Source organism: Pseudomonas sp. GW822-FHT07A10 (assembly GCF_058798795.1).
Genome location: NZ_JBXAKV010000004.1, coordinates 219,038 through 242,288 on the forward strand (window position 1 = coordinate 219,038; position 23,251 = coordinate 242,288).

Here is a 23,251-nt window from a genome sequence, read left to right on the forward strand (position 1 = left end):
TTTTAATATTTTCAAGGATGAAATGTTCATGATGAACAATGCTGTTAACGGCGCTCCTGATTACGCGACACCCGACCGGCAGGTGATGAAGGCGAGCCAAAGCCACTTCAATGCCTTGGTGGCCGATAATACGTTTGCCTTTTTGCCGGCGGTAATGGACAAGACTTTGCGCCTGCGTGCTCAGCTCAATACCGATGATCAGCACATAGGCGACCATATAAAAAGGGCCGTTGCATCGCTGGGCAACGTAGGGTTCGCCAGTGTGCTGGCGCGCCTTGAAGAGATTCAGAGTCATCCCTCCGCAACGGCCAGCCTGCGTGAAGAGAAGCTCATTGAGCTGGTGAAATACTGCGCGCGTCGTGTTGAGAGTACGCGGGGGCCGATACAGACTGCCACCCAGTATTTACATCAGGGATTGGGCAATCTGGAGGCCATCCGTTTTGCCGAAGATGGTATCGATCTGGTCCGGATCGAAACGGATCGACGCATACGCATGGAGCAGGCAGGTGCCGGGTACAGGGAAGATCAGGCAAAGCTTCAGGAGGAAAAGCGCACCATTGATGCTCAGATTGAGCATTTCCAGGCCCCGGGTTGGCTGGATATTTTTGATAGCCTGATCCCTAGTGCACGGGAAATCGAGTCGGCAATCAAACTGGTGACCACCAAAAAGCCGGATCGTGAATTCCTTGAACTGGTGCTCGCACGCCTCAAAGGCAATCTGGAAGGGATTGAGAATGGACGCCGCTACTCCAACCTGACACAGGCTCGAGACGGTGTTCGAACCCGACTGGATGAGGTGCAAAAGGCGCTGACAGATACCGAGGCCCAGATCCAGGATGCGGGCAGTCGCCTGCAGAAACTTGAAGCCATTGCATCGCTCGATCAGGTCACTCGAAACTGGGTGCAAGAAGCACAAAAACTATTGACGGCGTACGAGCACTTTTTACAAACGAACGAGCCGCAATTGATTCGTGATGTGCTGTCGATTCAGGCAATGGCCGGGCGCTATACGGCCATGCTGAATTACCTGGGTGCAATTGCCTGGCGTTGAGTGGCTGCTCGCCTATGACGTAGCACGCGCCTGAGCTTGCAGCCAATCGAGCAGCTCAGCCAGCGGAGCGCTCGGGGCCGGTCGTTGAGGGTGGACAAGGTAGTAGGCCAATCCTGTACGTACTTTCAGTGCAAACGGCATCACCAACCGCCCGGCGCGCAAGTCATCGCCAATCAACGACCAATCTCCGATCGCTACACCTGTGCCCTGAGAAGCCATCGACATGGCCAGATCCAGGGTTTCGAAATGCTGCCCCTTGCCGACATTGCTTAAGTGAACGTCGGCAGTTTTGAGCCAGGCTTTCCAGTCCCTTTCATCGCGAGTCGGATGCAGCAACAGATGGTGCTCCAGATCATCGGGGGTTAAAAGTGGCACGGGACCTTCCAGCAGAGGACGGGAGCAAACCGGCGTCAGTTGCTCATCGAACAAATGATGGGAGGTCAGCGAGCTGTCCGGCGGCGCGCCGTACATCACCGCCGCATCGAACTGCTCGCGATGAAAGTCCACGCCGTGTTTCACCGTGGTGGTCAACTCCACCGGCACATCCGGACGTTCCTTTTGCCACTGCAACAGGCGCGGCAACAGCCAGCGCATCACGCAGGTCGGCGCCTTGAGTTGCAAGGTTTCGCGCTTCTCGCCGATCTGCTCCACGGCCTCGTCGATCAGGCCGAAAATCTGCTGCACCCGTGGCAACCACTCACGTCCTTCGGCGGTCAGGCTCAAGCCCCGCGCCTGGCGAATGAACAGCTCATAACCCAGATGATCTTCCAGCCCGGCGATCTGCCGGCTCACCGCGCCTTGGGTGATGTGCAGCTGTTCGGCGGCCCGGGTGAAGTTGCAGCACTGCGCGGTGATCAGAAAAGTGTGCAGCGCCGGCAGGGGAGGCAGTCGTTTCATTGGGATCCAAGGTATGACGTGAGGACATGGCTAGTATGACTTTTTATCCATTGTTGCGGCTACGTGTCGCCCGTTCCAATGAGGCCATTCCCGGGCCTGCCAATCCATCATAAACACTGCGCAGGCCCGGCGTCTCAAACGAACAAAAAGGGCAAACACATGGCGACGTGCGGCGAAGTATTGGTCAAGTTACTCGAAGATTACGGGGTCGAGCAGGTGTTCGGCATTCCCGGGGTGCATACCGTGGAGCTGTATCGCGGGCTGGCCCGTTCGAGCATCAACCACGTCACTCCACGTCACGAACAGGGCGCCGGTTTCATGGCCGACGGTTATGCCCGCACCAGCGGCAAACCGGGCGTGTGCTTCATCATCACCGGCCCCGGCATGACCAACATCACCACCGCCATGGGCCAGGCTTACGCCGACTCGATCCCGATGCTGGTGATCTCTAGCGTGCAAACACGCAGCCAATTGGGCGGTGGGCGCGGCAAGCTGCATGAGCTGCCGAACCAGAGCGCACTGGTCGGCGGCGTGGCGGCGTTCTCCCATACCTTGATGTCGGCGGCGGAATTGCCGGGCGTGTTGGCGCGGGCCTTCGCGCTGTTCCAGGCCGGTCGCCCGCGTCCGGTGCACATCGAAATCCCGTTGGACGTACTGGTCGAAGAGGCCGATGATCTGCTCGCCAGCGTGCCGGTGAACATCGATCGTGCCGGTGCCTCGCCCAGCGCGATCAGCCGCATGACCGACCTGCTGGCCGGTGCCAAACGCCCATTGATTCTCGCGGGTGGCGGCGCCATCGATGCGGCGGCCGAGCTGACTGAACTGGCCGAGCTGCTGGATGCGCCAGTGGCCTTGACCATCAATGCCAAAGGCATGCTCGAATCCAGCCATCCGCTGCTGATCGGTTCGACCCAAAGCCTGGTGGCCACCCGCGCGCTGGTGGCCGAGGCCGACGTGGTGCTGGCCATCGGCACCGAACTGGCCGAAACCGATTACGACGTCACCTTTGCCGGCGGCTTCGAAATCCCGGGCGTGCTGCTGCGCGTGGACATTGACCCAGACCAGACCGTGCGTAATTACCCGCCGAAGGTGGCGTTGGTGGCCGACTCGCGCAATGCCGCCCAGGCCCTGCTGAGCGCGCTGTCCCACAAGTCGCTGGCCGAGCGACGCAACGACTGGGGCCAGGTGCGCGCCGCTCGCTTGCGAGAAGAGCTCGCCGCGACCTGGGACGCCCCGACTCTGGCCCAGACCCGCTTCCTGGAGACCGTGCTGTACGAATTGCCGAACGCTGTGTTCGTCGGCGATTCGACTCAACCGGTGTACACCGGCAACCTGACCTTCAACCCGGAGCGTCCGCGTCGCTGGTTCAACTCGTCCACCGGTTACGGCACCCTCGGTTACGCCTTGCCGGCGGCGATTGGCGCCTGGCTCGGTGGCAGCGTTGAAGGCGGCACGCGTCCGCCGGTGGTGTGCCTGATCGGCGACGGCGGCCTGCAATTCACCCTGCCGGAACTGGCCAGTGCGGTGGAAGCGCGTACGCCGGTGATCGTGTTGCTGTGGAATAACCAGGGCTACGAAGAGATCAAGAAATACATGGTCAACCGCGCCATCGAGCCGGTGGGCGTGGACATCTACACCCCCGATTTCATCGGTGTGGCCAAAGCGCTGGGCTGTGCGGCCGAAGCGGTCAGCAGTGTTGACGGATTGCGTGATGCGTTGCGCCTGGCCACCGATCGTCAGGGCCCGACCCTGATTGAAGTCGACCAGACCCAGTGGATGAAGGCGGTGTCGCAATGAGTTTTCCTACCACTCTTGATGGCCTGTTCATCGACGGCCAATGGTCCGCTGGCAACGAACATCTGCGTGTGATCAACCCGGCGACCGAAGCCCTGCTAACCACCGTTAACGGCGGCGATGCACGCGCTGTCGATCAGGCCGTCACCGCTGCGGCCAACGCTTTCAAGCAATGGTCGAAAACCACCGGTGCCGAGCGCGGGGCGATCCTGCGCAGAATCGCCGCGGGCGTGCAGGCCGGGCGGGAACAGTTGATGAAGTTGCAGTCGAGCAACAACGGCAAACCGCTGTTCGAAGCGGCCATCGACGTCGACGACGTGATCGCCACCTTCGAGTATTACGCCGGTCTGGCTGAAGGCCTGGACGCGAAACAAGACAGCGCCGTGGCATTGCCGAGCGACGATTTCAGCGCCCGTTTGCGCCGCGAACCGTGCGGTGTGGTGGGGCTGATCGTGCCGTGGAATTTCCCGATGGTCACCACCGCCTGGAAACTCGCCCCGGCCCTGGCCGCCGGTTGCTGCGTGGTGCTCAAACCGTCTGAAGTGACGCCGCTGCCGGAGCTGGAACTGGCGACGATCATTGCCGAAGCCGGTGTGCCAAACGGTGTGTTCAACCTGGTCTGCGGCACCGGCCTTGCGGTCGGCGCACCGCTGTCGGCTGACCCGCGCATCGCCAAGATTTCCTTCACCGGCAGCAACGCGGTGGGCGTGCAGGTGATGCAGCGGGCGGCGGAAACCGTGAAAGGCGTGAGCCTGGAACTGGGCGGTAAATCCTCGCTGCTGGTGCTCGCCGATGCCGATATCGAACTGGCTGTGGAAGTGGCCTGTGGCGGCGGTTTCTTCAACGCCGGGCAGATGTGTTCCGCGACCAGTCGCGTGCTCGTCGCCGATGAGTTGGCGGATGAATTTGTTGCGCGATTGAAGGCCCGTGCCGAAGCCATCCGCGTGGCCGACCCGTTCGACCCGAACGTGGAGATGGGCGCACTGGTCAACCAGGCGCAATACCAGCGGGTGCTGGGCCACATCGATCGCGGTTTGAGCGCTGGCGCGAAGCTGATCTGCGGCGGCAATCGTCCGGCAGACCTGTCGCGCGGTTATTTTTTGCAGCCAACCGTTTTCGTCGACGCGCCCCTCGAGAGTGCGTTGTGGTGCGAAGAGATTTTCGGCCCAGTGATTTGCGTGCGCAGTTTCAGCTCTGAAGCCGAGGCGATTGCCTTGGCCAACGACAGCCCGTTCGGTCTGGTAGCCAGTGTGGTCACGCGCGACAGCGAGGCCGCCGATCGGGTCGCCAACGCTTTGCAGGCGGGGCTTGTGTGGATCAACGCGCCGCAAGTGATCTTCCCGCAGACCGCCTGGGGTGGCTACAAACAGAGCAGCATCGGCCGCGAATTGGGGCCGTGGGGTTTGCAGGCTTTCCAGGAAATCAAACACGTGATTCGGGCCGTCTGACAGCACGAAAACGGTGAGCGCATGCCTCGAAAGGAGGCATGCACTTACGTCATGGCTTCAATGAGTATTTATCGATAGTCAGGTGTTTTGCACGACCTCAGGATGAACCCGCAGGTCAAGCTCAAGTCCTTTGAAACCGGGGACTTCAAGCCGATCTGGCCGCGCGGATGCAACGGTTGCGACCAACCTCATACTTAAAAAAACAAAGGGAGTCCTTCATGGGCAAGCATGATCTGAACAGACGTCAATTCATCAAAACCGTGGGTGTGGCGTCGGTAGCCGCGGCAGCCATGAGCATGCCGTTCATCCGGGCCAATGCCAGCGACACGCGCTTTACGGGCAAGACCCTGCGCCTGCTGACCTGGTCCGATGACACTGGCCTGGCAGCACTGCGCAATATTGCGGCGACCTTCGAAGACAAGTACGGCTGCAAGGTCATCGCTGACCGTACCGGCAGTACTTCGGAAATGGTCGCCAAACTCAAGGCCGGCGGTGATCGTCCACAGTACGACATCATCACCCTGGCCGGCGTCGGCGCCGAAGGCCTGGCCGCCGCCAACCTGCTGGAAAAACCCGACCTCAACCGCATCCCCAACCTGGTGGACGTGCCGGAGAAATATCGCACCGGCGCCAATGGCCACGGTATCGGTTACCTGTTGTGGTGCAACAGCCTGGTCTACAGCACCCGTACCCAGAAAGAAGCCCCCGACAGCTACGCCGCAATGTGGGACGCAGACCTGGCGCCGAACATTTTCCTGCCGCCGCCGAACTGGACCGAGGCTATGGACCTGATCATCATCGCCGCCAAACTGGCCGGTGGTGACGAACACAACATCGAGCCAGGCTTCAAGAAACTCGCCGAACTCAAGAGCCGCGTGGTGACCCTGGGTGAAAACCCGAACCAGATCGCCGAGCTGTTCCGCACCGGGTCCCTGGACATGGGCGGCTTGTACGCGCCGGCGTTTTTCCCGAAACAGATCCGCGACCCGGCCTACGGTCTGGGCGCCACGTTCGGCATGAAGGAAGGTTTCTACACCGACCTGATGCTCTCGGTGATGCCGAAAAACCGTCCGGGCGATACCGACCTGGCCTACGCCTTCATCAACCACTCTCTGGACCCGCTGGTGCAGGGCAAGATGGCCGAAGACATCTACAACGGTCCGGTCAACGCCAAGGCGATCATCTCCGCCGAAGCCCGCAAGAGCCCGTACATCCTTACGCCGGAGCAGATTGCCGAGAAGGCGATCATGCACGACAACGCCTTCCTGGCCACCGTGCATGACCAATGGATTCGTCGTTACACGGAAATCTTTTCTTCCTGATCGAGTGGCGAACACAAGCCCTGAGAGCACCGCAAATCAAATGTGGGAGCGGGCTTTTGTGGCGAGGGGGCTTGCCCCCGTTGGGGCGCGAAGCGGCCCTGAATCCTGTCATCGCGGTGCATCAGGTGTACCGCATGAGATGGTTTACGACTGCTTCGCAGTCGAACGTCGGCAAGCCCCCTCGCCACAAAAGCCCGCTCCCACAGGATTCACGGCGGTTTTGAGGGCTGTGTTTGCCAGCTGCTTTCCATTGACGAGACCCTTGCTATGGAACACCAACCTCTGACCCATCCGGTAAGCGTCGCACCCACGCGCGCTAATCGGGGTGTCTCACCGACAGTGCGCGCGTGGTTTTTCCTCTCGCCGTCGATGCTGTTTCTCGGCGTGCTGATTGCCGCCAGCCTCCTGGTGCTGCGCATGAGCGTGGGCACCAAAGGTGCGGAGTGGTCCGGCTTCAGCCTGGCCAGTTACGCGCAATTGCTGGAACCGTACTACCTCAAATCCTTGCTGCTGACTCTGCGCCTGGCGCTGATCAGCGCGGTGATCGCGGTGCTGCTGGCGATCCCGGTGGCCTACACCATGTCGCGGCTGACCTCACCGTTCGTGCGGCGGATTTTCCTCGCGGCGGTGCTGTTGCCATTGCTGGTCAACCTGTTGCTGCAAAGCTACGGCTGGCTGGTGATTCTCGGCCCGGGCGGGATGCTCAATCAGGCGCTGATGGGCCTGGGCCTGATCAAGCGGCCGATCATGCTGCTGTACAACCAGAACGGCGTATTGATGGGCCTGGTGCAAACCGCGTTTCCGTTGGCCGTGCTGCCGATTGCCAGCGCCATGCGCGGTGTCGCCCGCACTTACGAAGAAGCCGCTGCCACCCTGGGCGCCAGTCGCCTGCAGGTGTTTCGCCAAGTGGTGTTGCCGATGAGTTTTCCGGGGATCATCACCGGCGCGACGCTGGTGTTCGCCTACAACGCCAGCAGTTTCGTGGTGCCTTTGTTGCTCGGCGGTCGGCGCGTGCCGATGCTGGCGGTAATGGTCCATGACCAGATCGCCCCGCTGATGAACTGGCCTGCCGCGTCCGCTGCCGGCGTGGTACTGATCGTTACCACCCTGGCAATCATGACCTTGTCCGAATACATCACTGGCCGTCGTCGGCGCATGCTGGAGGCTTCCCAATGAGCACCTTGATCAAGAAGCGTCAGTCGCTGTTGCCGGGCGATACCGGCAAGTTCGCCGGCATCCTCTCGGGCTTCATTCTGCTGCTGGCGGTATTGCCGATCCTGACCATGATCGTCATGTCGTTCAGCGGCGCGTCGAACCTCGACTTTCCGCCCAGCAGCTACAGCCTGCAATGGTACAAGGCCGCCTGGCACACCTTCGTCTCGCCGGACGCCAGTGATGTGCTGAGCCTGGGCAAAGCCATGAGCACCAGTTTGCTGGTGGCCTGCCTGACCATGATCTTCGCCACGATCATCGCGGTGCCGGCCGCTTACGCGCTGACCCGTTGCGAGTTCCGTGGCAAGGCCGTGGCGCTGCAATTGATGTCGCTGCCACTGGTGTTCCCGATGGTGGTGTTGGGCCTGGCCTTGCTGCTGGTGTTCGACAGCCTGCCATTCCAGATCACCACCTCGCGGCTGGTGATTGCCCATGTGATTCTGGCGCTGCCGTTCGTGGTGAAAAACTGCACGGCAGCGATGCTCTCCATCGGCAGCGAAGTCGAAGAGGCCGCGCAAATGCTCGGCGCTTCACCGCTGCGGGCGATTGTCGATGTGGTGGTGCCGTTGATGAAGTCGGGGATTCTGGCGGGCATGCTGCTGGCGTTCATCGTCTCGTTCAACGAGTTCACCGTGACCTATTTCCTCTACACCATCGACGTCATGACCGTGCCGATCTGGATGTACAGCCGCACCGTGTCTTCGCTCGACCCTACCGTTTTTTCGTTTGCCGTGCTGATCGTGCTGATCGACTTCGTGCTCATTTGGGCGCTGGAAAAGTTGGTTGGCGAAGGCGGCGTTTCGTTCTGATTTCTTGAGGTGATTCAAATGACTGGTCTGATTCTGGAAAACGTCGAGAAACATTACGGCTCGGCCTGCGCGGTAAAGGATGTAAACCTGCATTTGCCCGAGGGCAAACTGGTGTGTTTCCTCGGCCCGTCGGGCTGCGGTAAAACCACTCTGCTGCGGATGATCGCCGGGCTCGAAACCCTGACCGGCGGCGAGATTCGCCTGGACGGTGAAGACATCGGCCATACCCCTGCGCATCAGCGCAATTTCGGCATGGTGTTTCAATCGCTGGCACTGTTTCCGCACATGACGGTGGGGGAGAACATTGCCTATCCGCTGAAACTGCGTGGGGTCAGCAAGGCTGATCAGCAGGCGCGGGTGGTGGAGTTACTTGAGCTGATTCAACTGCAGGAAATGATTGATCGCCCGGTGGCAAAACTCTCCGGTGGTCAGCGTCAGCGGGTGGCGATTGCCCGGGCAATTGCCAACCACCCGAAAATCCTCCTGCTCGACGAACCGCTGTCGGCGCTGGACGCCAAGCTGCGCGAGTCGATGCAGGTGGAAATCCGTCAGCTGCAACAGCGTTTGAACATCACCACCATCATGGTCACCCACGACCAGCGCGAAGCCATGACCATGGCCGATATCGTGGTGGTGCTGGGTGAACATCGGGTGCAGCAGGTGGGCACGCCGATTGAGATTTATCGGCACCCGGCCAATGAATTCGTCGCGGACTTCATCGGTTCGGGGAATATTTTCCCGGCCACGGCGCTGGGTAACGGCAAGGTCAGCTTGCCCGGCGGCGATGCGCTGCAAGTGCCGATCTGCAGCAGCATTGTGGTGGGGGAGAAGGTGAAAATGCTGATTCGCCCCGAAGACCTGCAACTGTCGCAACCGCAGGCCACGGCGGGGAATCGCTTGCTGGGTAAGGTGACGTTTGTGCGAGATATCGGCGCGACCATCGAAACCACTGTCGAGTGTTCCGGGGTGTCGTTTACCGCGTTGAGCACGCCGTGTCAGGACGTTGGGTTAAGCATTGGCAATCCGGTGTCGGTGACCTTGCCGGCTGAGGCGTGCCGAGTACTGAGCGCCTGAACAAACACCCCCATCCTCGTAGGAGCGAGGCTTGCCCGCGAAGGCTATTTCATACTCAGCATTGATGCTGGCTGATACGACGCCTTCGCGGGCAAGCCTCGCTCCTACAGGGTGTGAATCTGATTACACGGACAACCGCAACCGCGCCAAATCCCGCAGCGGCGGTGCCCCGAACAATCGGCTGTACTCGCGGCTGAACTGCGAAGGGCTTTCATACCCCACTCGATATCCCGCCGCCGACGCTTCCAGCCCTTCGGCCAGCATCAACCGTCGCGCTTCTTGCAGGCGCAGCTGTTTCTGATACTGCAGCGGACTCATCGCCGTCATCGCCTTGAAGCGGTGATGCAGCGTCGACACGCTCAGGTTCACTTCCCGCGCCAGGTCGTCGATGCGCAGCGGTTGCTCATAATTGCCGTTGAGCCATTTGATCGCCTGGCTGATGCGATGGCTCTGGCTGTTGGCGATGGCAATCTCATACAGCCGATGTCCCTGCTGGCTGCGTAACAGCCGATACAGAATCTCCCGACGAATCAGCGGCGCGAGCATGGCGATGTCTTTCGGTGTGTCCAGCAAACGCGCCAGACGCAGCACGGCGTCGAGCATGGCCGCGTCGATCCGCTCGACATACAGGCCTCGGCCCGTGGGCCTTGTGGGCAGGCCGATGGGGCCGGCGTCGGCAATCAGCGCGGTGATTTCCGCCGGGTCGATGTCCAGCCGCACCGCGAGGATCGGTTCTTCGGGCGAGGCATTCACCACCCGTCCGCTCAAGGGCATCGAGACTGATACCACCAGGTAATTCAGCGGGTCGTAATTGAAGTACTCGTCCGCCAGCCGAACTTCCTTGCGCCCCTGGGCCATGATGCACAGGGCCGGTTGGGCCAGCCCCGGGGCGAAATCATGGGATTTGCTGTGACGCGACATGAACAGCGAACCGACGGCAGTGGCGTAGGAGCCATCGTCCATGGTGTTGCGGCGGATGAGGTCGGCCAGTTCCGCGCGCTGTTTTTCCATGTCAGCGGGAAGCGGAGCCTGAAAGTGATCGAGCGACGACATGCAGGGAATCCTCCGTGAAGTGTTGGTCATGGGCCGAGCTTAAATTTGTGCAAGGGACAGCGGTAGACACATCCTGTCAAAAGCTTGCCTGATTCTGCGCGGGGTGAATACACGAGGCTGCCATAGCAGGGCAACGTGGATGAAACTTGCTTAAAAGTGGTGTGACAGCGGTGTGACAGTACTTTGCGCGCTGTTACAGAGGCTTTTTGCAGTTGCGCAGGATTGTGCAATAAGCCGGCAGAAATCGACTAACGGTGACTGTGATGCGCCGCCTAATCTTGGATCCTGTCGCAGCCCGTCCCACGGCTGCCACTCGACTCCCTGGGAGGGTTGAACATGTCTACGCAGATCCCCGTCAGTCATATGGCCTTCGTTCGCGCCCGCGCCGGGCGTTCGGCAGAACTCGGTGCGCGTCTGAGCGCCCTGATCGAACCGTCGCGCAATGCGCCGGGTTGCCTGAGCTTCGCCCTGCAACACTCGCAATGTGATCCCGAGCTGTGGCTGGTGTCCGGTTTCTGGGCCAGCCAACAGGCGATGACCGCTTACTTCGGCAGCCCGGCGATGCAGATTTTTGCCGAGCTGGTGCAGGATATGGTGGTCAACAGCCTGGATTTCCATACCTTCAAGGATGTCTCGGCGACCCAGGCCCTCGGCCAGTCCCAGGCAGCGGTACACAAACTGGCCGGTTGAGGGTTTAATGGCGCAACTCTCCATTAGCCAGGATCCGCGACATGGCACGTAAAGCCTTTGAACACTTCGAAGCCGTTTCAGCAGTAGTACCGGGCGAGGGCGGTTACCACGCCGCGATTGCCGTCAAAGCCCTAGGTGGTTCCGGTGCCCCGGTTTTTCACAAAGTGCTGGAAGGCCAGACGTTCAAGACCGCTCATGAAGCCGACGAGGCCGCGGCCAAAGAGCTGACCCACCTCAAAGACGTCAAACAAGACGCCGACCTGCTCTGGTAATCACTTGACCGCCCCCGGGCGGAACATCTTGAACAGTGCCTCTGGCCCCAGCTGAAAATAATCCGCTGGCCCGCCGCCGCGCAGAATCGGTTCTGCCGCGGCGGTGTCGTACACCCCATCCTTCAACAGCCATTTGGCGATATGCACGGCGACCACTTCGCCGAGAATCAGCCAGCTCGGCACCACTTCCTTGTTGGCGCGCTGCAACTGAATGATCTGCGTGACCTTGCACTCGAAGGACACCGGGCTTTCGGCGACCCGTGGCACCTGAATGATTTTCGACGCGGCGGTGGTCAGCCCGGACAGTTCGAACTCGTTGACCTCGGGCCCAACCATCGCGCAACTCTGGTTCATCTGCTCGGCCAGTGGGCGCGTCGCCAGGTTCCAGGCGAACTCGCCGGTCTGCTCGATGTTGTTCAAGCTGTCTTTGCGCCCGACACTGGAGAACCCGATGATCGGCGGAATGTAGTTGAAGGCATTGAAGAAGCTGTAGGGCGCCAGGTTCAGGCGACCGTTGGCGTCCTGGGAGGAAATCCAGCCAATGGGACGCGGGCCGACGATGGCGTTGAACGGATCATGGGGCAGGCCATGGCCGTTGGCGGGTTCGTAGAAATGGATATCGTCGGGCATGGAGTGAATTCCTGAGGGCGTTCGGGAGGTGAGCATGGTGCAAGGGCCAGCGGCAGATTTCCAGTCCATCCTCAATCAGTGTGGGTTTTGTGGAGATCACTGGGTTTTGCTTGCTCCAGAAATGACTAAGCCCGGCCAAAGCCGGGCTGTGTGGTGCGTTCAGGGATCAGTTGGTGCGAGCTGCATCGGTGCGATCGACGCTGTCGGTAGCGACTGTGGCTGCGTCGGTGCGGCTATCGCCAGCGACGTTGCTTTGTGCAGTGAAGACGGCGGAACCGGTGCGGTCGTAACCATCGGCGGCGAAGGTATTGGCGGCCAGCACAGAGAGGGCCAGAACGAGCATCAGTTTGGTTTTCATGGGTAACTCCAGTTTGCACAGCGCAATGAATTGATCAGACGGGGGCAGGATGCGTACTGGGCATTAACCAGCGATTAATCGGGCTCTCTTGTCTGCGTGACAGAATTTTCATCCTGCACTTACCTATTTTTCACCGCTCCACCGCCAGTCTGCGCACCGGTCAATAAACCGAAGAAACGACCGTCACGAACTGGAGCTTGCCTTGAATGAATAAACTTCCTCAGATCACCCTGGCGTTCTGGGTCATGAAAATCTGCGCAACGACCCTGGGTGAAACCGCGGGGGATTTGTTGTCGATGACCCTTAATGTCGGTTACGCCATCAGCTCGCTGATCCTGATCAGCGTCTTTGTGCTGACGCTGGTCACGCAGTTGATGTCCAAAACTTACAAGCCGGTGCTGTACTGGATCGTGATTCTGTCGACCAGCACCGCTGGCACCACCATGTCCGACTTCATGGACCGCACCCTTGAATTGGGCTACGCCACGGGTTCGATGATCCTGATTGCGATTCTGCTGGGGATTTTCGCGGCCTGGCGCTTGAGCGGCGATTCGCTGAACGTCACCAAGGTCCAGACCTTCCGGGGCGAGATGTTCTATTGGATGGCGATTCTGTTTTCCAACACTCTGGGCACGGCGCTTGGCGATTACCTGGCCGACGACTCGGGCCTGGGTTTTGCCGGCGGCGCACTGTTGATCGGTTCGACCATTGCGCTGGTGGTGCTGTTGAAATACTTCACGAAGATTTCGTCGGTGCTGCTGTTCTGGGTAGCGTTCGTGCTGACGCGGCCATTCGGCGCAACCTTGGGCGACTTCCTGACCAAACCCCATGCAAAGGGTGGCCTGGATTTCGGCACCATCGGCTCGTCGCTGGTGTTGGCGGGGATTCTGGTGGTGATGATTGCGGGGGCATCTTACGTGCAGGGCAAGTACGCGAAGCAGACGGCGGCCGAGTTGACTTGAGACTGAGTCGTCCTCTTCACGGGCTTGCCTGCGAAGAGGACGGTACAGCCACTATCAATATTGCTGTCAGTCGGTCTCGATCCGCGAATGCTTGCGGGTGTCTTTCATGGTCACGTACACCAGCAACGACACCGCGATGCACGCCGTGACATACCAGTAATAACCGGTTTCCATGCCGATGCTCTTGAACCACAGGGCGATGTATTCAGCGGTGCCGCCGAAGATCGACACGGTCAGTGCGTATGGCAGGCCGACGCCCAGGGCGCGGATTTCGGTGGGGAACAGTTCGGCTTTGACCACCGCGTTGATCGAGGTGTAGCCGCTGACGATGATCAGCGCCGCCATGATCAGGAAGAACGCGCCCCACCAGCTCTGGATGGTGTGCAGGGTGGTCAGGATCGGTACGGTGAACAGCGTCCCGAGAATACCGAAGGCGATCAGGATCGGCCGCCGACCGACTTTATCCGACAGCCCGCCGATGATCGGTTGCAGGCACATGAACAGGAACAGCGTGGCCGCGGAAATCGTGGTGGAGTCGGAAATGCTCATGCCGACGGTGTTCACCAGGTATTTCTGCATGTACGTGGTGTAGGTGTAGAACGCGAGCGTGCCGCCCATGGTCAGGCCGACCACGGTCATCAGTTCCTTGGGATGGCGCAGCAAGGTGCGCATCGCGCTTTCCTTGGCCTTCTCTTTCTTGGTGAACGACTCGGTTTCTTCCATGCCACGACGCAGGTACAGCGCGACCACGGCACACAGCGCGCCGATGGCGAATGGAATGCGCCAGCCCCAGGCGTACAGCTCTTCGGTGGTCAGGAAATTTTGCAGCACGATCAGCACGCCCAGGGCGATGAGCTGGCCGGAGATCAGCGTCACGTACTGGAAACTCGAGTAGAAGCCGCGACGTTCCTTGGTTGCCATCTCGCTGAGGTACGTCGCCGAGGTGCCGTACTCACCCCCCACCGACAAACCTTGCAGCAGGCGGGCGAACACCAGCAGGATCGGCGCGCCGATACCGATGGTTTCATAGCCTGGGCTCAGGGCGATCAGCAGCGAGCCGAAGCACATCAGGTAGACCGAGGCCATGAGCGCGGCTTTACGGCCGGCCTTGTCAGCGTAGAGGCCCATCAGCCAGCCACCGATCGGGCGCATCAAAAAGCCCACGGCGAAGATTGCGGCGGTGTTGAGCAGTTGGGCGGTGGTGTCGCCTTTGGGGAAGAAGACTTTGGCGAAGTACAGGGAGAAGGCGGCGTAGACGTACCAGTCGTACCACTCGACCATGTTGCCGACAGAGCCGCTGAAGATCGATTTGATCCGGCTGGCGGTGCTTCTTTCTTTAGCCGGCACGGCAGCCGACCCAAGGGGCAGGGCGTTGGAGTTATCCATTGAAGGATCCTTCGTTTAATTGTTTTTGTGGAGCGCGTGTAAACGCAGCCTGCAGGGGCTATAGCAGGAGCTGTGCCAAGGGGAGGAGGGCCGGTTTAGAGGGGGTAAGAGGTTTTGTTGAGCGGATAGTCGCTCAAGGTATATGCAAGCATGAGCGGATTTCCGCCGATCACTTGTGGCGAGGGGGCTTGCCCCCGTTCGGCTGCGAAGCAGTCGTAAAGTCTGCAAATATGGTGTACCTGAAAAATGCCGGGGAGCGCTTCGCACTCCAACGGGGCGATGCGGCGTTCCGACAAGCCCCCTCGCCACAGGTCATGTGTCGGATATGAACATCTCGCGACTCAACCCATGCCGCTGCATCTTTTCATTGAAGGTACGGCGCGGCAGTTGCAGTTCTTCAAGCACCGCTTTCACATCGCCCTTATGCCGGGTCAGCGCCGCGCGCAAGCAATGCGCTTCGAAGGCTTCTTGCTGCGCGGCCAGTGACTGGCCGGGATCGATCCCCACCGGCTCCGGTTCGCCGAGGCCCAGCACTTGGCGCTCGGCGACGTTCGCCAGCTCGCGCACATTGCCCGGCCAGTCGTGGCTCAGCAGATGGCTCAATTGCGGCCCGCTCAACGGTGGAAAGGTACGGCCAAGGCGTTCGGCGGCACTCTGCGCGAAGAACTCGAACAATAGTGGAATGTCTTCACGCCGATCACGCAACGGCGGCAGCCGCAGCTCGGCGACGTTCAAGCGATACGCCAGGTCCTCGCGAAAACGCCCGGCCCGGGCTTCATCCAGCAAGTCGGGTTTGGTCGCGGCGATGATGCGCAAATCCACGCGGATGCTCTGATTGGAGCCCAATCGCTCAAGCTTCTGCTCCTGCAACACCCGCAGCAGTTTCACCTGCTGCGCCAGCGGCATGCTTTCGATTTCATCGAGAAACAGCGTGCCACCGTCGGCGTATTCGAGCTTGCCGATGCGCTTGCCCTGGGCGCCGGTGAACGCTCCGCTCTCATGGCCGAACAGTTCGGCCTCGAACAACTGCTCGGGAATCGCCGCGCAGTTCAAGGCGACGAAGGGCTTGTCGGCGCGGGGGCCGAAGTCGTGCAGGCAGCGGGCAACCAGTTCCTTGCCGCTGCCGGTTTCGCCACGGATCAGCACATTGACCGGCAGCGTCGCCAGATCCAGCACTTGCCGGCGCAGCGTCTGCAAACCACGGGATACCCCCAGCAGGGTGGCATCGAGTTTGGCGCGATTGTCGGCCTGCTCGTGCAGGGCACGGTTTTCCAGCACCAGCCGGCGTTTGTCCAGCGCGCGGCGCAGGCTGCTCAGCAGGGTTTCCGGGCTGAAGGGTTTTTCGAGGAAATCGTAGGCGCCATCGCGCATCGCTTCGACGGCCATCGGCACATCGCCGTGACCAGTCAGCAAGATCACCGGCAAATCGGCGTCGCGGCGCTGCACTTCGGCCAGCAGCTCCAGCCCGCTCATGCCTGGCATGCGCACATCGCTGAGAATCACCCCAGGGAAGTGTTTCGGCAGTTGCGCCAGGCATTCATCGGCGCGGCTGAACAGTTGCACCTCGAACCCCGACAGGCTCAGCCACTGTTCGACGGCGCTGCGGATGCTGCTTTCGTCATCGACCACCATCACCGAATTGAGCATCAGGTACATACCTCCAGATCAATGGGCAACGTCAGGGTGAATACCGCGCCTTTTTCGCCATTATCGGCGCTCAGGCGTCCGCCCGCTTCGTGGACGATGGCAAAGGACACGGCCAGCCCCAAGCCCAGGCCGTCACCCACCGGTTTGGTGGTGAAGAATGGATCGAACACCTGGCTCAAATGTTCTTCGGCAATGCCGCCGCCATTGTCGATCACACTCAGGCGCCATAGCTGTTCATCGGCTTCGAGGCGGATTTCCAGACGCTTGCAGGATTTGCCCTGCATGGCGTCCAGGGCGTTGCGCAGCAGGTTGATCAGCACCTGTTCCAGACGAATCGCATCACCACGCACCCAGGCCGGACGGGTCAGGTGCAGCACCAGGCTGACCTGTTCATCGCGCAGGCGGGCGTCGAGCAATTGCAGGGCCTGATCCACCACCGCCGCCAGATCCAGCCGTTCGCGCAAACCGCTGGGGCTTTTGCGCGCGAAGGTTTTCAGGTGGCCGGTGAGGGCGGCCATGCGCGTGAGCATGTCGTCCACCGGTTTGAGCGCCTTGTAGGCGTCGTCGACCCGGCCGTGATCGAGTAGCAACCTCAGCGTAGCAAGCTGCATGCGCTGAGCGGTCAGGGGCTGATTGATTTCATGGGCCAGCGCTGCGGACATCTGCCCCAGCGCCGCGAGTTTGGCCGATTGCACCAGTCCGTCCTGAGCGGTGCGCAGGTCACGGGTGCGTTCTTCTACCAGTTGTTCGAGTTCTTCGCGGCTGCGTTGGCGCAGCTTGGCCAGGCGCCAGCGTTGATTAAGGAACAGCAACAGAAACACCAGTGCCAGCCACAACCCGGCAGCGGCGAGCGCGGCGTTACGGATGTCTTCGAAGGCGATTTGCGGGCGGCGCAGCAGGTGCAAGGTCCAGCCTTCAGTGGTCAGCGGCAGCGATTCCCACAGATAGTTTGCCGTGCCGTCAGGACCGACGACGCGCGCCAGATCACTGTTGTCGTCAAAGCGCTGCAGCGATTGGTAATCCAGCGGTGTCAGCGGTTGTTTGTCGTATTGCCGGGTGGCTTTAAGTTCGGCGCGGTCGCTGTCGTTCAACGGTTTCAACAGGCGATAGCGCCAGCCCGGCTGGTTGGCAATGAAGATGATCCCGCGTGCATCGCTGACCAGCAGCGTGTCGCTGCCCTGACGCCATTCGCGCTCCAGCTCCGGGAATTCCAGTTTCACCACCATGGCGCCGAGGAACTCGCCGCTGTCGCGGGTCACCGCGCTGGAGAGAAAGTAGCCGGGAATGCCACTGGTTACGCCTACCGCATAAAAGCGCCCGGCGCCCTGGGTGCGGGTCTGGCTGAAGTAGGGGCGAAAACCGTAGTTGTGGCCGACGTAACTGCTGGGCAAACGCCAATTGCTGGCGGCCACGGCGAGGCCGGTGCGGTCGAGCAGTTCCAGGGTCGAGGACTGGGCCGCACCGTTGATTTTTTCCAGTTTGCGGTTCAGTGCGTCCTGTTGCTCAAGCGTTACCGGGCCATCGAGCGCGGCGCGCAACTCCGGGTCCAGCGCCAGCACGGCGGGCAGGGCACGGTAGCGGTCGATCAGGGTATGCAGGGAATTGGCGTACAGCGCCAGTTGCTGGTTGGCGCGGGCCGCGTCTTCGACTAACGCCTGGCGTTCGGCGTGACGCACGGCCAAGCCGGCCGCCAACGCGGCACCGGCGATGATGAGCAAGGTATAAAACGACAAACGCAAGGTACGAGAAATCGGCAGCATGCTGGCGCAAACAGTTAGAAAGTTGGGCGGGCACCATAGCATGTGCGCCCGCCGCAAGAGATATTGCCTATTGGCGCACTGTGGCGGGCGGTCCCGTGGAAACGCTCATTACCCGGCAACACTTTGATGTTCTCGGCAGGGGACTGCCAGGCCCCGCGAGTCAAAGGATTTCAATGACGGTGTTTGCCAGTCGACAATGGGCATCATCGGTTCCCCATATTGAGTCCTTTCGCGTCTGGTCCGACGTAGGTGTCATTGTAGTCCCAGTTTCTGACATACCAGGGATGATAGACGACGAGCGCAATATGCCCCTTGGCGTTGATGATCTTGATGAGGCGACCCATCACGTCGTAGAAGCTTTTATCGTGATGGCCGGAATCCCTGAAGGAGTGATCGCGGATGTAACCCTTAGCATTGGCGAAATAGGGACGATACGTTCGTACTACTAACCCTTTGTTGTTGTATTCCACGCGCTCGCTGATGCGCCAGCGTTGATCGGCGTATGCCACCATTGGCTCACCGTTCTCGTACTCCAATTTGCCGTCCTTCACGACATAAGCTTCACCGGACTCGACCCGTTGCTGAGTTTGCAAGAGCCGTTGAAAACCGTCGAAAAATGACCGAATGATGTGGAATTTTGCCGAAACATCGTCACCAGGGTACCGGTCCGCACTCAGGCGGACGCTGTGCACCGGCATGCGCTCGACGGTGTGCAACAAGTCATTTAAAGCCTGTTCCGCCGGCGTGCGCGTTCGGATCCTGGCCAGGCGCCTGCGGGCACTGGCGCGAATGTGGCCGCTGGGTAACACGTAACCGTTGTTGATCCACTCGTTCAGCCATTCGGTGTTCTGTCTGGCCGATACGGGCAATGTGCCCATCCAGCAGTGAAGATCTGTGCGCAAGGTGCTGGCCGCTTCTTGCAGCTCATCTTCAGGGTGCTCGATTGCCGTGTCAGGGCTTAAATCTCCGCTGGGGATATAGTTTCTGATTAAGCCAAAGCCGATGGGCTGACCATTTTCAGTGCCGTGAAAAGTGTGAGTGTGCACACCGGAAGGACCGTTATAGGCTTCCTCCGTATTATCGTTGGCGTCGGTGATGCTCTTCGTTAACCCTGAGAAGTAATCCTGCTCGACGCGAGTGGTGCAGCCATCCGGCTGCTCGACGCTTTTGGTCACCAGACAGTACTCGTCATATTGCGCCTGGGTGACACCGTGGCTTTGCGTTTCGTTGTATTTGATCACTCGGTAGAATTGATCGATGCCAGCATACGTAGCAAAGTTGTGTAGGGCAGACCAAAGATTTCTCTCTTCGTCCTCCTTTTTGTCGGCCGTGTCGTCCGCACCCAGAAACAGCTCCATGGGCAGATATCCAATGTTCGCAAGTTCTTCCCGGATATCGATCGGGGGCGTTACGTTGCCGTAGACCTCCAGCGCGTTCTTGTTCAGATAAGCGATTTCCATCGTCCCCCGCAAAGCCTGTAAACAGGCTTCATCCTTCGGCAACTCGTCATTGTTCGTGTCGACGTAGAGTTGCACCGATTGCGCGGTCAGTTCCCGCACAGCGGCCCATTCGAGGGACTTGAATGAATCCAGGAAGTCCTTATAAGAAATTTCTGCGGGGTTGAGACCCGATGGTGCTGTTCCTTTGGGCAAAATCAATGCGTTGCCGCGTTGCAGAAACGGCAGACCAATCCGCCAGCCCTGCAGGTCGACCAAGTGAATGAATTGGGCGCGGGTTTCGCTCAGGTAATAAGACTGTTGTGCTCGGTCATGTGCATCGAACCAGCGCTTCCTTTCGTCAGGGTCTTCAAAGGGGGGCTCATCCTTTTCGGTCCTGCGGCGGGCGTAACTGACCGTGAAGCTGTGGGTGGTCAGGCCGAATTCGTCTCGTTTCAGGTTGATGACATGGCGGCACAACGGGTCTTCGACGATACGTTCGTAACGGTAGCTGATGTTCTCCAGCAGGGATGCCATCAACACCGAGTCGGGATGGTGGCCGCGCTCACGCACTTCGCGCACGATGTAACGATTTTGCTCTACCAGAATGGGAGTGTCGGCGTCTGTGTCTTTCTCCGCTCTGGTTTCGACTCTCAATACGGAACCTGCGAGGGCGCGGGCGATTTCGTGGGCAATGGCGTCGTCGGCCGGCGTAATGATCTCTTCGCAATCGTCGGCCGGGTGATACCGACAAAAAAGCGTGTCACCCAGAGGCTGTGCCTCATCATCGAGATTGAAATATCCATCGCGAGATGCATTGATCCTGTTGCCGGTGTGATACCAGATGTCGAGCAGCGCCGATTCGGTAAAGCCGGTGTTGTCGTCATCTGATGCACTTTCACTGTCGGTTTGGCGCACGCGGCCGAAGCCCCGGAATTCGCGGTCCCGACTGTCGTAGTATCCCGCGAAATAACTGAAAAACTGATTCAGGCAGTTGCCGGTGATTTCGTCGAGCTGGGTCTGTTGACTGACGACTTGCACGGCAAACGGCAGGTAACACACGGGAAGTCGCCCGAGGCCGAGGATGTCCTTTTTTTCATCCAGCCAGAATTGCGCAGAACTTCTGTACACCGCCTCGGTGAAGCACCCCATGTTGTTATTGCTCGATGTCAGCAAATAGGGCTTGGCGCTGACAAAGTCATAACGCCAGTGCTGGGGCTTCATGTGCGTCACGGTCAGGATCAGGCTGGCGCAACCGAGCCCTTGCAGGTCGGCGAATGTGACTTGGCACAGGTTGTCGTAACGCACGTCTTCGGGCCACGAAACCTCGATGGGTGTCTTTTCGAAACCGTTGCCGCCGCGGTTGAGGTAAATCTCAAAGTGATCCGATTTGAGATAGATCAGCGCCGGTGCGCCGGACCCGTCCAGGTCCGCGATGCGCACCTGGCTCACGTTGAATGTTTCGTACTCGAAAACGGGGCCGTCGATAACAAAGCCAGTGCCGAATTTCCCATGCCCGAGGTTTGGCCAGCATTTGATTTCGTTGTGACGAATGCGGCACAACCCGGTCATGTCGCTACCGTTCAGGTTGCCCAGAAATACCAGCTCGATGGGTGAGTTGCTGATCAACGGCAGACGGTCATCAGGCGGCTCATGAGCGACATCTTCGCCCTTGGCAAAACCGTCTTCGCGCCGGTTGGCGTAAAGGCGTACAGCGTTGGGCCCGATCAGGGCCAGGGAGTTGAGCCCGTCTCCCGTAAAGTCGCCCAGTTGCGAAAGGACGTTGAAAAACTCCACCGGGAACGCCGTGAACGGAATGAAGCCAGACCAGGATTTATCCGGGTTCAGCGTATAAAAACCACACATTCCCGGCTCGGCAATAATCCAGTTCAGACGGCCTTCGCCGGTCAGGTCCATCAGGGCCTGATGCGCCTCCTTATTGCGGTCGGCGCCCGGGATTTTATCCAGGGCTGTCCAGGGGCCATACGTGATGTGATCGACATTGTCCGCGCCACGCAGCGGTTCGCGGTAATACCAGCATTGGTCATAGCAACACAGAAAACCGGGAATGCTTTCGCTGAACAGATCAACACATTGATATGTCTGTCCATCCTCGATTGCCGGCATGACCTCGAACGGAAAAAATGCGCTCGGCTGCGTGTTGAGTTCGAAAGACGAGTATTCGAATTCCACCGGCGGCGAGGATTCCATCAGTCCGCCGGCTTCGTATGCCTGATAATGCGCCGCTGTGATCTGGCTGTAGGGCCGCAGGTTGGTGTAGTCCGAGTACTCCAGCAGCAAGCGGCGCACCAGCACAGGTTTATCGCCCAGTTGCGGGAAACTGTGAAACATCAGCACCTGCCGACAGAGGCGCCGGGTGCCCACTTCGAAGCCTCGCCCATAGGATGAAAACGGGTCGTTACGGACTAACCAAGGCTCGAGTGTCGCGCCGTCATAAACCGGTTTTTCAGTCAGGCCCAGCGTACGTTCGCCGTAATCGAATACCACGTGAAAAAGCCATGAAGGTGGTGCCGGCCTCAAGACATTCCAACCGTACAACTGATCGTTTGCCTGACCATTGCCGTAGAGCACTCGATGCAAATATCGCTGGGCCCGGTAGTCATGCGGGTCAGGAAGCTCGTCCTGTTTCTCTGACAGGTACTCATAGCAAATATGCTCGCCAAGGGCGTTCATGCTTTCCTGCAACAGCCACGTCGCCACATGGAGTGGGGCTTGCGGGTCGGCCACGCGGGAGCTGTCGTCTTTGCCGAAAAGGTGCAGGCTGCCGTCTGCTCCGTGCACCAGCCAGAAGCCCTCGGGCGTGAAGTCGGAACGCCAGAACTCGATGAGGTCGAATGTCTGTTCGACCCGAGGCCTGTAACGCACCACCGTATGTTTGCCAACGAGTTGACCACAGTATTCGGACACCTCTCTGGACTCGATCTTGCCCTCGTTGTCACGATCGGGCATCACCTCCTGCCCCAAGGGGTCGATGAACACATCCTTCTCGTCACGATAACTTGGTACACCCTTGTCCGTCTGGCGGGTAAAAGCCTGAAGGTTCAAGCGCCAACCGATACCGAACGGACCGTTTCCCGACTGGCTGCTGTAACTTAGTAAGAGGTGAGGATCCCAGCCACGGCCCAATGACAAGGGCACAGGCAAGTCATAGGCAGTGGCTCCCGTCGAACCCGTCGAGCCCCAGCTACTGGCGATGGTGGCGATTGAAGCGCTCTTGGCGATGGAAGGTTCAGTGATGCTCAGGGACGCTTGTTCTTGCATGGGGCTGATCCTGTTTTGGCCAGACGCTGTTGCATGGCAACGGTGTCGCGGGATAGGTCAGACGCTAACAAGATGGGCGGCATTCGTAACCTGTCAGATCTGACAGGTCAGAGGGGGTTTTCTAGATCGAATCGCTGTAAGGAGAAAGTTTTTAATGCCGATTGACAC

18 protein-coding genes are annotated in these 23,251 nt (G+C 59.7%); 10 read left to right on the forward strand and 8 right to left on the reverse strand.

Going from position 1 to position 23,251, the window contains the following annotated elements; all coding sequences use genetic code 11:
* Positions 1 to 28 precede the first annotated feature (28 nt).
* The gene (locus tag AC1RL4_RS09295; protein ID WP_489078603.1) at positions 29 to 1,051 is read left to right on the forward strand and encodes an alpha-xenorhabdolysin family binary toxin subunit B; all 1,023 of its coding nucleotides are present in this window, start codon (positions 29 to 31) and stop codon (positions 1,049 to 1,051) included.
* Between the two features lie 12 nt (positions 1,052 to 1,063).
* Here the strand turns inward: AC1RL4_RS09295 and AC1RL4_RS09300 are convergent, their stop codons facing one another.
* Positions 1,064 to 1,948 (reverse strand): LysR substrate-binding domain-containing protein, encoded by an 885-nt coding sequence (locus AC1RL4_RS09300; protein ID WP_028939437.1) that lies wholly within the window; start codon positions 1,946 to 1,948, stop codon positions 1,064 to 1,066.
* 159 nt (positions 1,949 to 2,107) lie between these two features.
* Here AC1RL4_RS09300 and AC1RL4_RS09305 point away from each other — a divergent pair, with 159 nt between their 5' ends.
* The 6 genes from AC1RL4_RS09305 to AC1RL4_RS09330 all read left to right on the forward strand — a co-directional run bounded on the left by AC1RL4_RS09305 (position 2,108) and on the right by AC1RL4_RS09330 (position 9,607).
* On the forward strand, positions 2,108 to 3,745 hold the full coding sequence (locus AC1RL4_RS09305) for a 5-guanidino-2-oxopentanoate decarboxylase (RefSeq protein WP_019581524.1): 1,638 nt from the start codon (positions 2,108 to 2,110) through the stop codon (positions 3,743 to 3,745).
* On the forward strand, positions 3,742 to 5,190 hold the full coding sequence (locus AC1RL4_RS09310; protein ID WP_028939435.1) for an aldehyde dehydrogenase family protein: 1,449 nt from the start codon (positions 3,742 to 3,744) through the stop codon (positions 5,188 to 5,190). The genes AC1RL4_RS09305 and AC1RL4_RS09310 overlap by 4 nt, the downstream gene beginning before the upstream one ends.
* Before the next feature lie 218 nt (positions 5,191 to 5,408).
* Positions 5,409 to 6,512 carry an extracellular solute-binding protein gene (locus tag AC1RL4_RS09315; RefSeq protein ID WP_018926559.1) on the forward strand — a complete coding sequence of 368 codons (1,104 nt, stop codon included), beginning with the start codon at positions 5,409 to 5,411 and terminating at the stop codon, positions 6,510 to 6,512.
* A gap of 267 nt (positions 6,513 to 6,779) precedes the next feature.
* Positions 6,780 to 7,688 carry an ABC transporter permease gene (locus AC1RL4_RS09320; RefSeq protein ID WP_019581522.1) on the forward strand — a complete coding sequence of 303 codons (909 nt, stop codon included), beginning with the start codon at positions 6,780 to 6,782 and terminating at the stop codon, positions 7,686 to 7,688.
* Complete coding sequence (locus tag AC1RL4_RS09325) at positions 7,685 to 8,533, forward strand: ABC transporter permease (RefSeq protein WP_019581521.1); 849 nt, start codon at positions 7,685 to 7,687, stop codon at positions 8,531 to 8,533. Before AC1RL4_RS09320 ends, AC1RL4_RS09325 begins: the two co-directional genes overlap by 4 nt.
* Before the next feature lie 18 nt (positions 8,534 to 8,551).
* Positions 8,552 to 9,607, forward strand: coding sequence for an ABC transporter ATP-binding protein (locus tag AC1RL4_RS09330; RefSeq protein ID WP_019651396.1), 1,056 nt, complete (start codon positions 8,552 to 8,554; stop codon positions 9,605 to 9,607).
* A 123-nt stretch (positions 9,608 to 9,730) separates the two neighbouring features.
* On the opposite strand, the gene AC1RL4_RS09335 is transcribed toward AC1RL4_RS09330, so the two are convergent.
* A complete protein-coding gene (locus tag AC1RL4_RS09335) occupies positions 9,731 to 10,660 on the reverse strand; it encodes an AraC family transcriptional regulator (RefSeq protein WP_019581520.1) in 930 nt (309 codons plus the stop codon).
* Positions 10,661 to 10,996: 336 nt separating this feature from the next.
* Here AC1RL4_RS09335 and AC1RL4_RS09340 point away from each other — a divergent pair, with 336 nt between their 5' ends.
* Positions 10,997 to 11,350, forward strand: a complete 354-nt coding sequence (locus AC1RL4_RS09340) for a putative quinol monooxygenase (RefSeq protein WP_230174931.1) — start codon at positions 10,997 to 10,999, stop codon at positions 11,348 to 11,350.
* Positions 11,351 to 11,391: 41 nt separating this feature from the next.
* Positions 11,392 to 11,622 carry a hypothetical protein gene (locus AC1RL4_RS09345; protein ID WP_019581518.1) on the forward strand — a complete coding sequence of 77 codons (231 nt, stop codon included), beginning with the start codon at positions 11,392 to 11,394 and terminating at the stop codon, positions 11,620 to 11,622.
* On the opposite strand, the gene AC1RL4_RS09350 is transcribed toward AC1RL4_RS09345, so the two are convergent.
* Entirely contained in the window at positions 11,623 to 12,252 is a 630-nt protein-coding gene (locus AC1RL4_RS09350) for a flavin reductase family protein (RefSeq protein ID WP_018926552.1), read from the reverse strand.
* Positions 12,253 to 12,418: 166 nt separating this feature from the next.
* A complete protein-coding gene (locus AC1RL4_RS09355; RefSeq protein ID WP_096480976.1) occupies positions 12,419 to 12,610 on the reverse strand; it encodes a hypothetical protein in 192 nt (63 codons plus the stop codon).
* 206 nt (positions 12,611 to 12,816) lie between these two features.
* On the opposite strand from AC1RL4_RS09355, the gene AC1RL4_RS09360 reads away from it, so the two are divergent.
* Positions 12,817 to 13,572, forward strand: coding sequence for a COG4705 family protein (locus AC1RL4_RS09360; protein ID WP_019581516.1), 756 nt, complete (start codon positions 12,817 to 12,819; stop codon positions 13,570 to 13,572).
* Positions 13,573 to 13,638: 66 nt separating this feature from the next.
* Here the strand turns inward: AC1RL4_RS09360 and AC1RL4_RS09365 are convergent, their stop codons facing one another.
* From AC1RL4_RS09365 to AC1RL4_RS09380, 4 genes are all read right to left on the reverse strand, one after another.
* Positions 13,639 to 14,958 carry an MFS transporter gene (locus AC1RL4_RS09365; RefSeq protein WP_019581515.1) on the reverse strand — a complete coding sequence of 440 codons (1,320 nt, stop codon included), beginning with the start codon at positions 14,956 to 14,958 and terminating at the stop codon, positions 13,639 to 13,641.
* Positions 14,959 to 15,270: 312 nt separating this feature from the next.
* Positions 15,271 to 16,605: a sigma-54-dependent transcriptional regulator gene (locus AC1RL4_RS09370; RefSeq protein ID WP_028939429.1), complete on the reverse strand. Its 1,335-nt coding sequence runs from the start codon at positions 16,603 to 16,605 to the stop codon at positions 15,271 to 15,273.
* On the reverse strand, positions 16,605 to 18,365 hold the full coding sequence (locus AC1RL4_RS09375) for a sensor histidine kinase (RefSeq protein WP_028939428.1): 1,761 nt from the start codon (positions 18,363 to 18,365) through the stop codon (positions 16,605 to 16,607). Before AC1RL4_RS09375 ends, AC1RL4_RS09370 begins: the two co-directional genes overlap by 1 nt.
* 203 nt (positions 18,366 to 18,568) lie before the next feature.
* Positions 18,569 to 23,083 carry a SpvB/TcaC N-terminal domain-containing protein gene (locus AC1RL4_RS09380; RefSeq protein ID WP_028939427.1) on the reverse strand — a complete coding sequence of 1,505 codons (4,515 nt, stop codon included), beginning with the start codon at positions 23,081 to 23,083 and terminating at the stop codon, positions 18,569 to 18,571.
* Positions 23,084 to 23,251 lie beyond the last annotated feature (168 nt).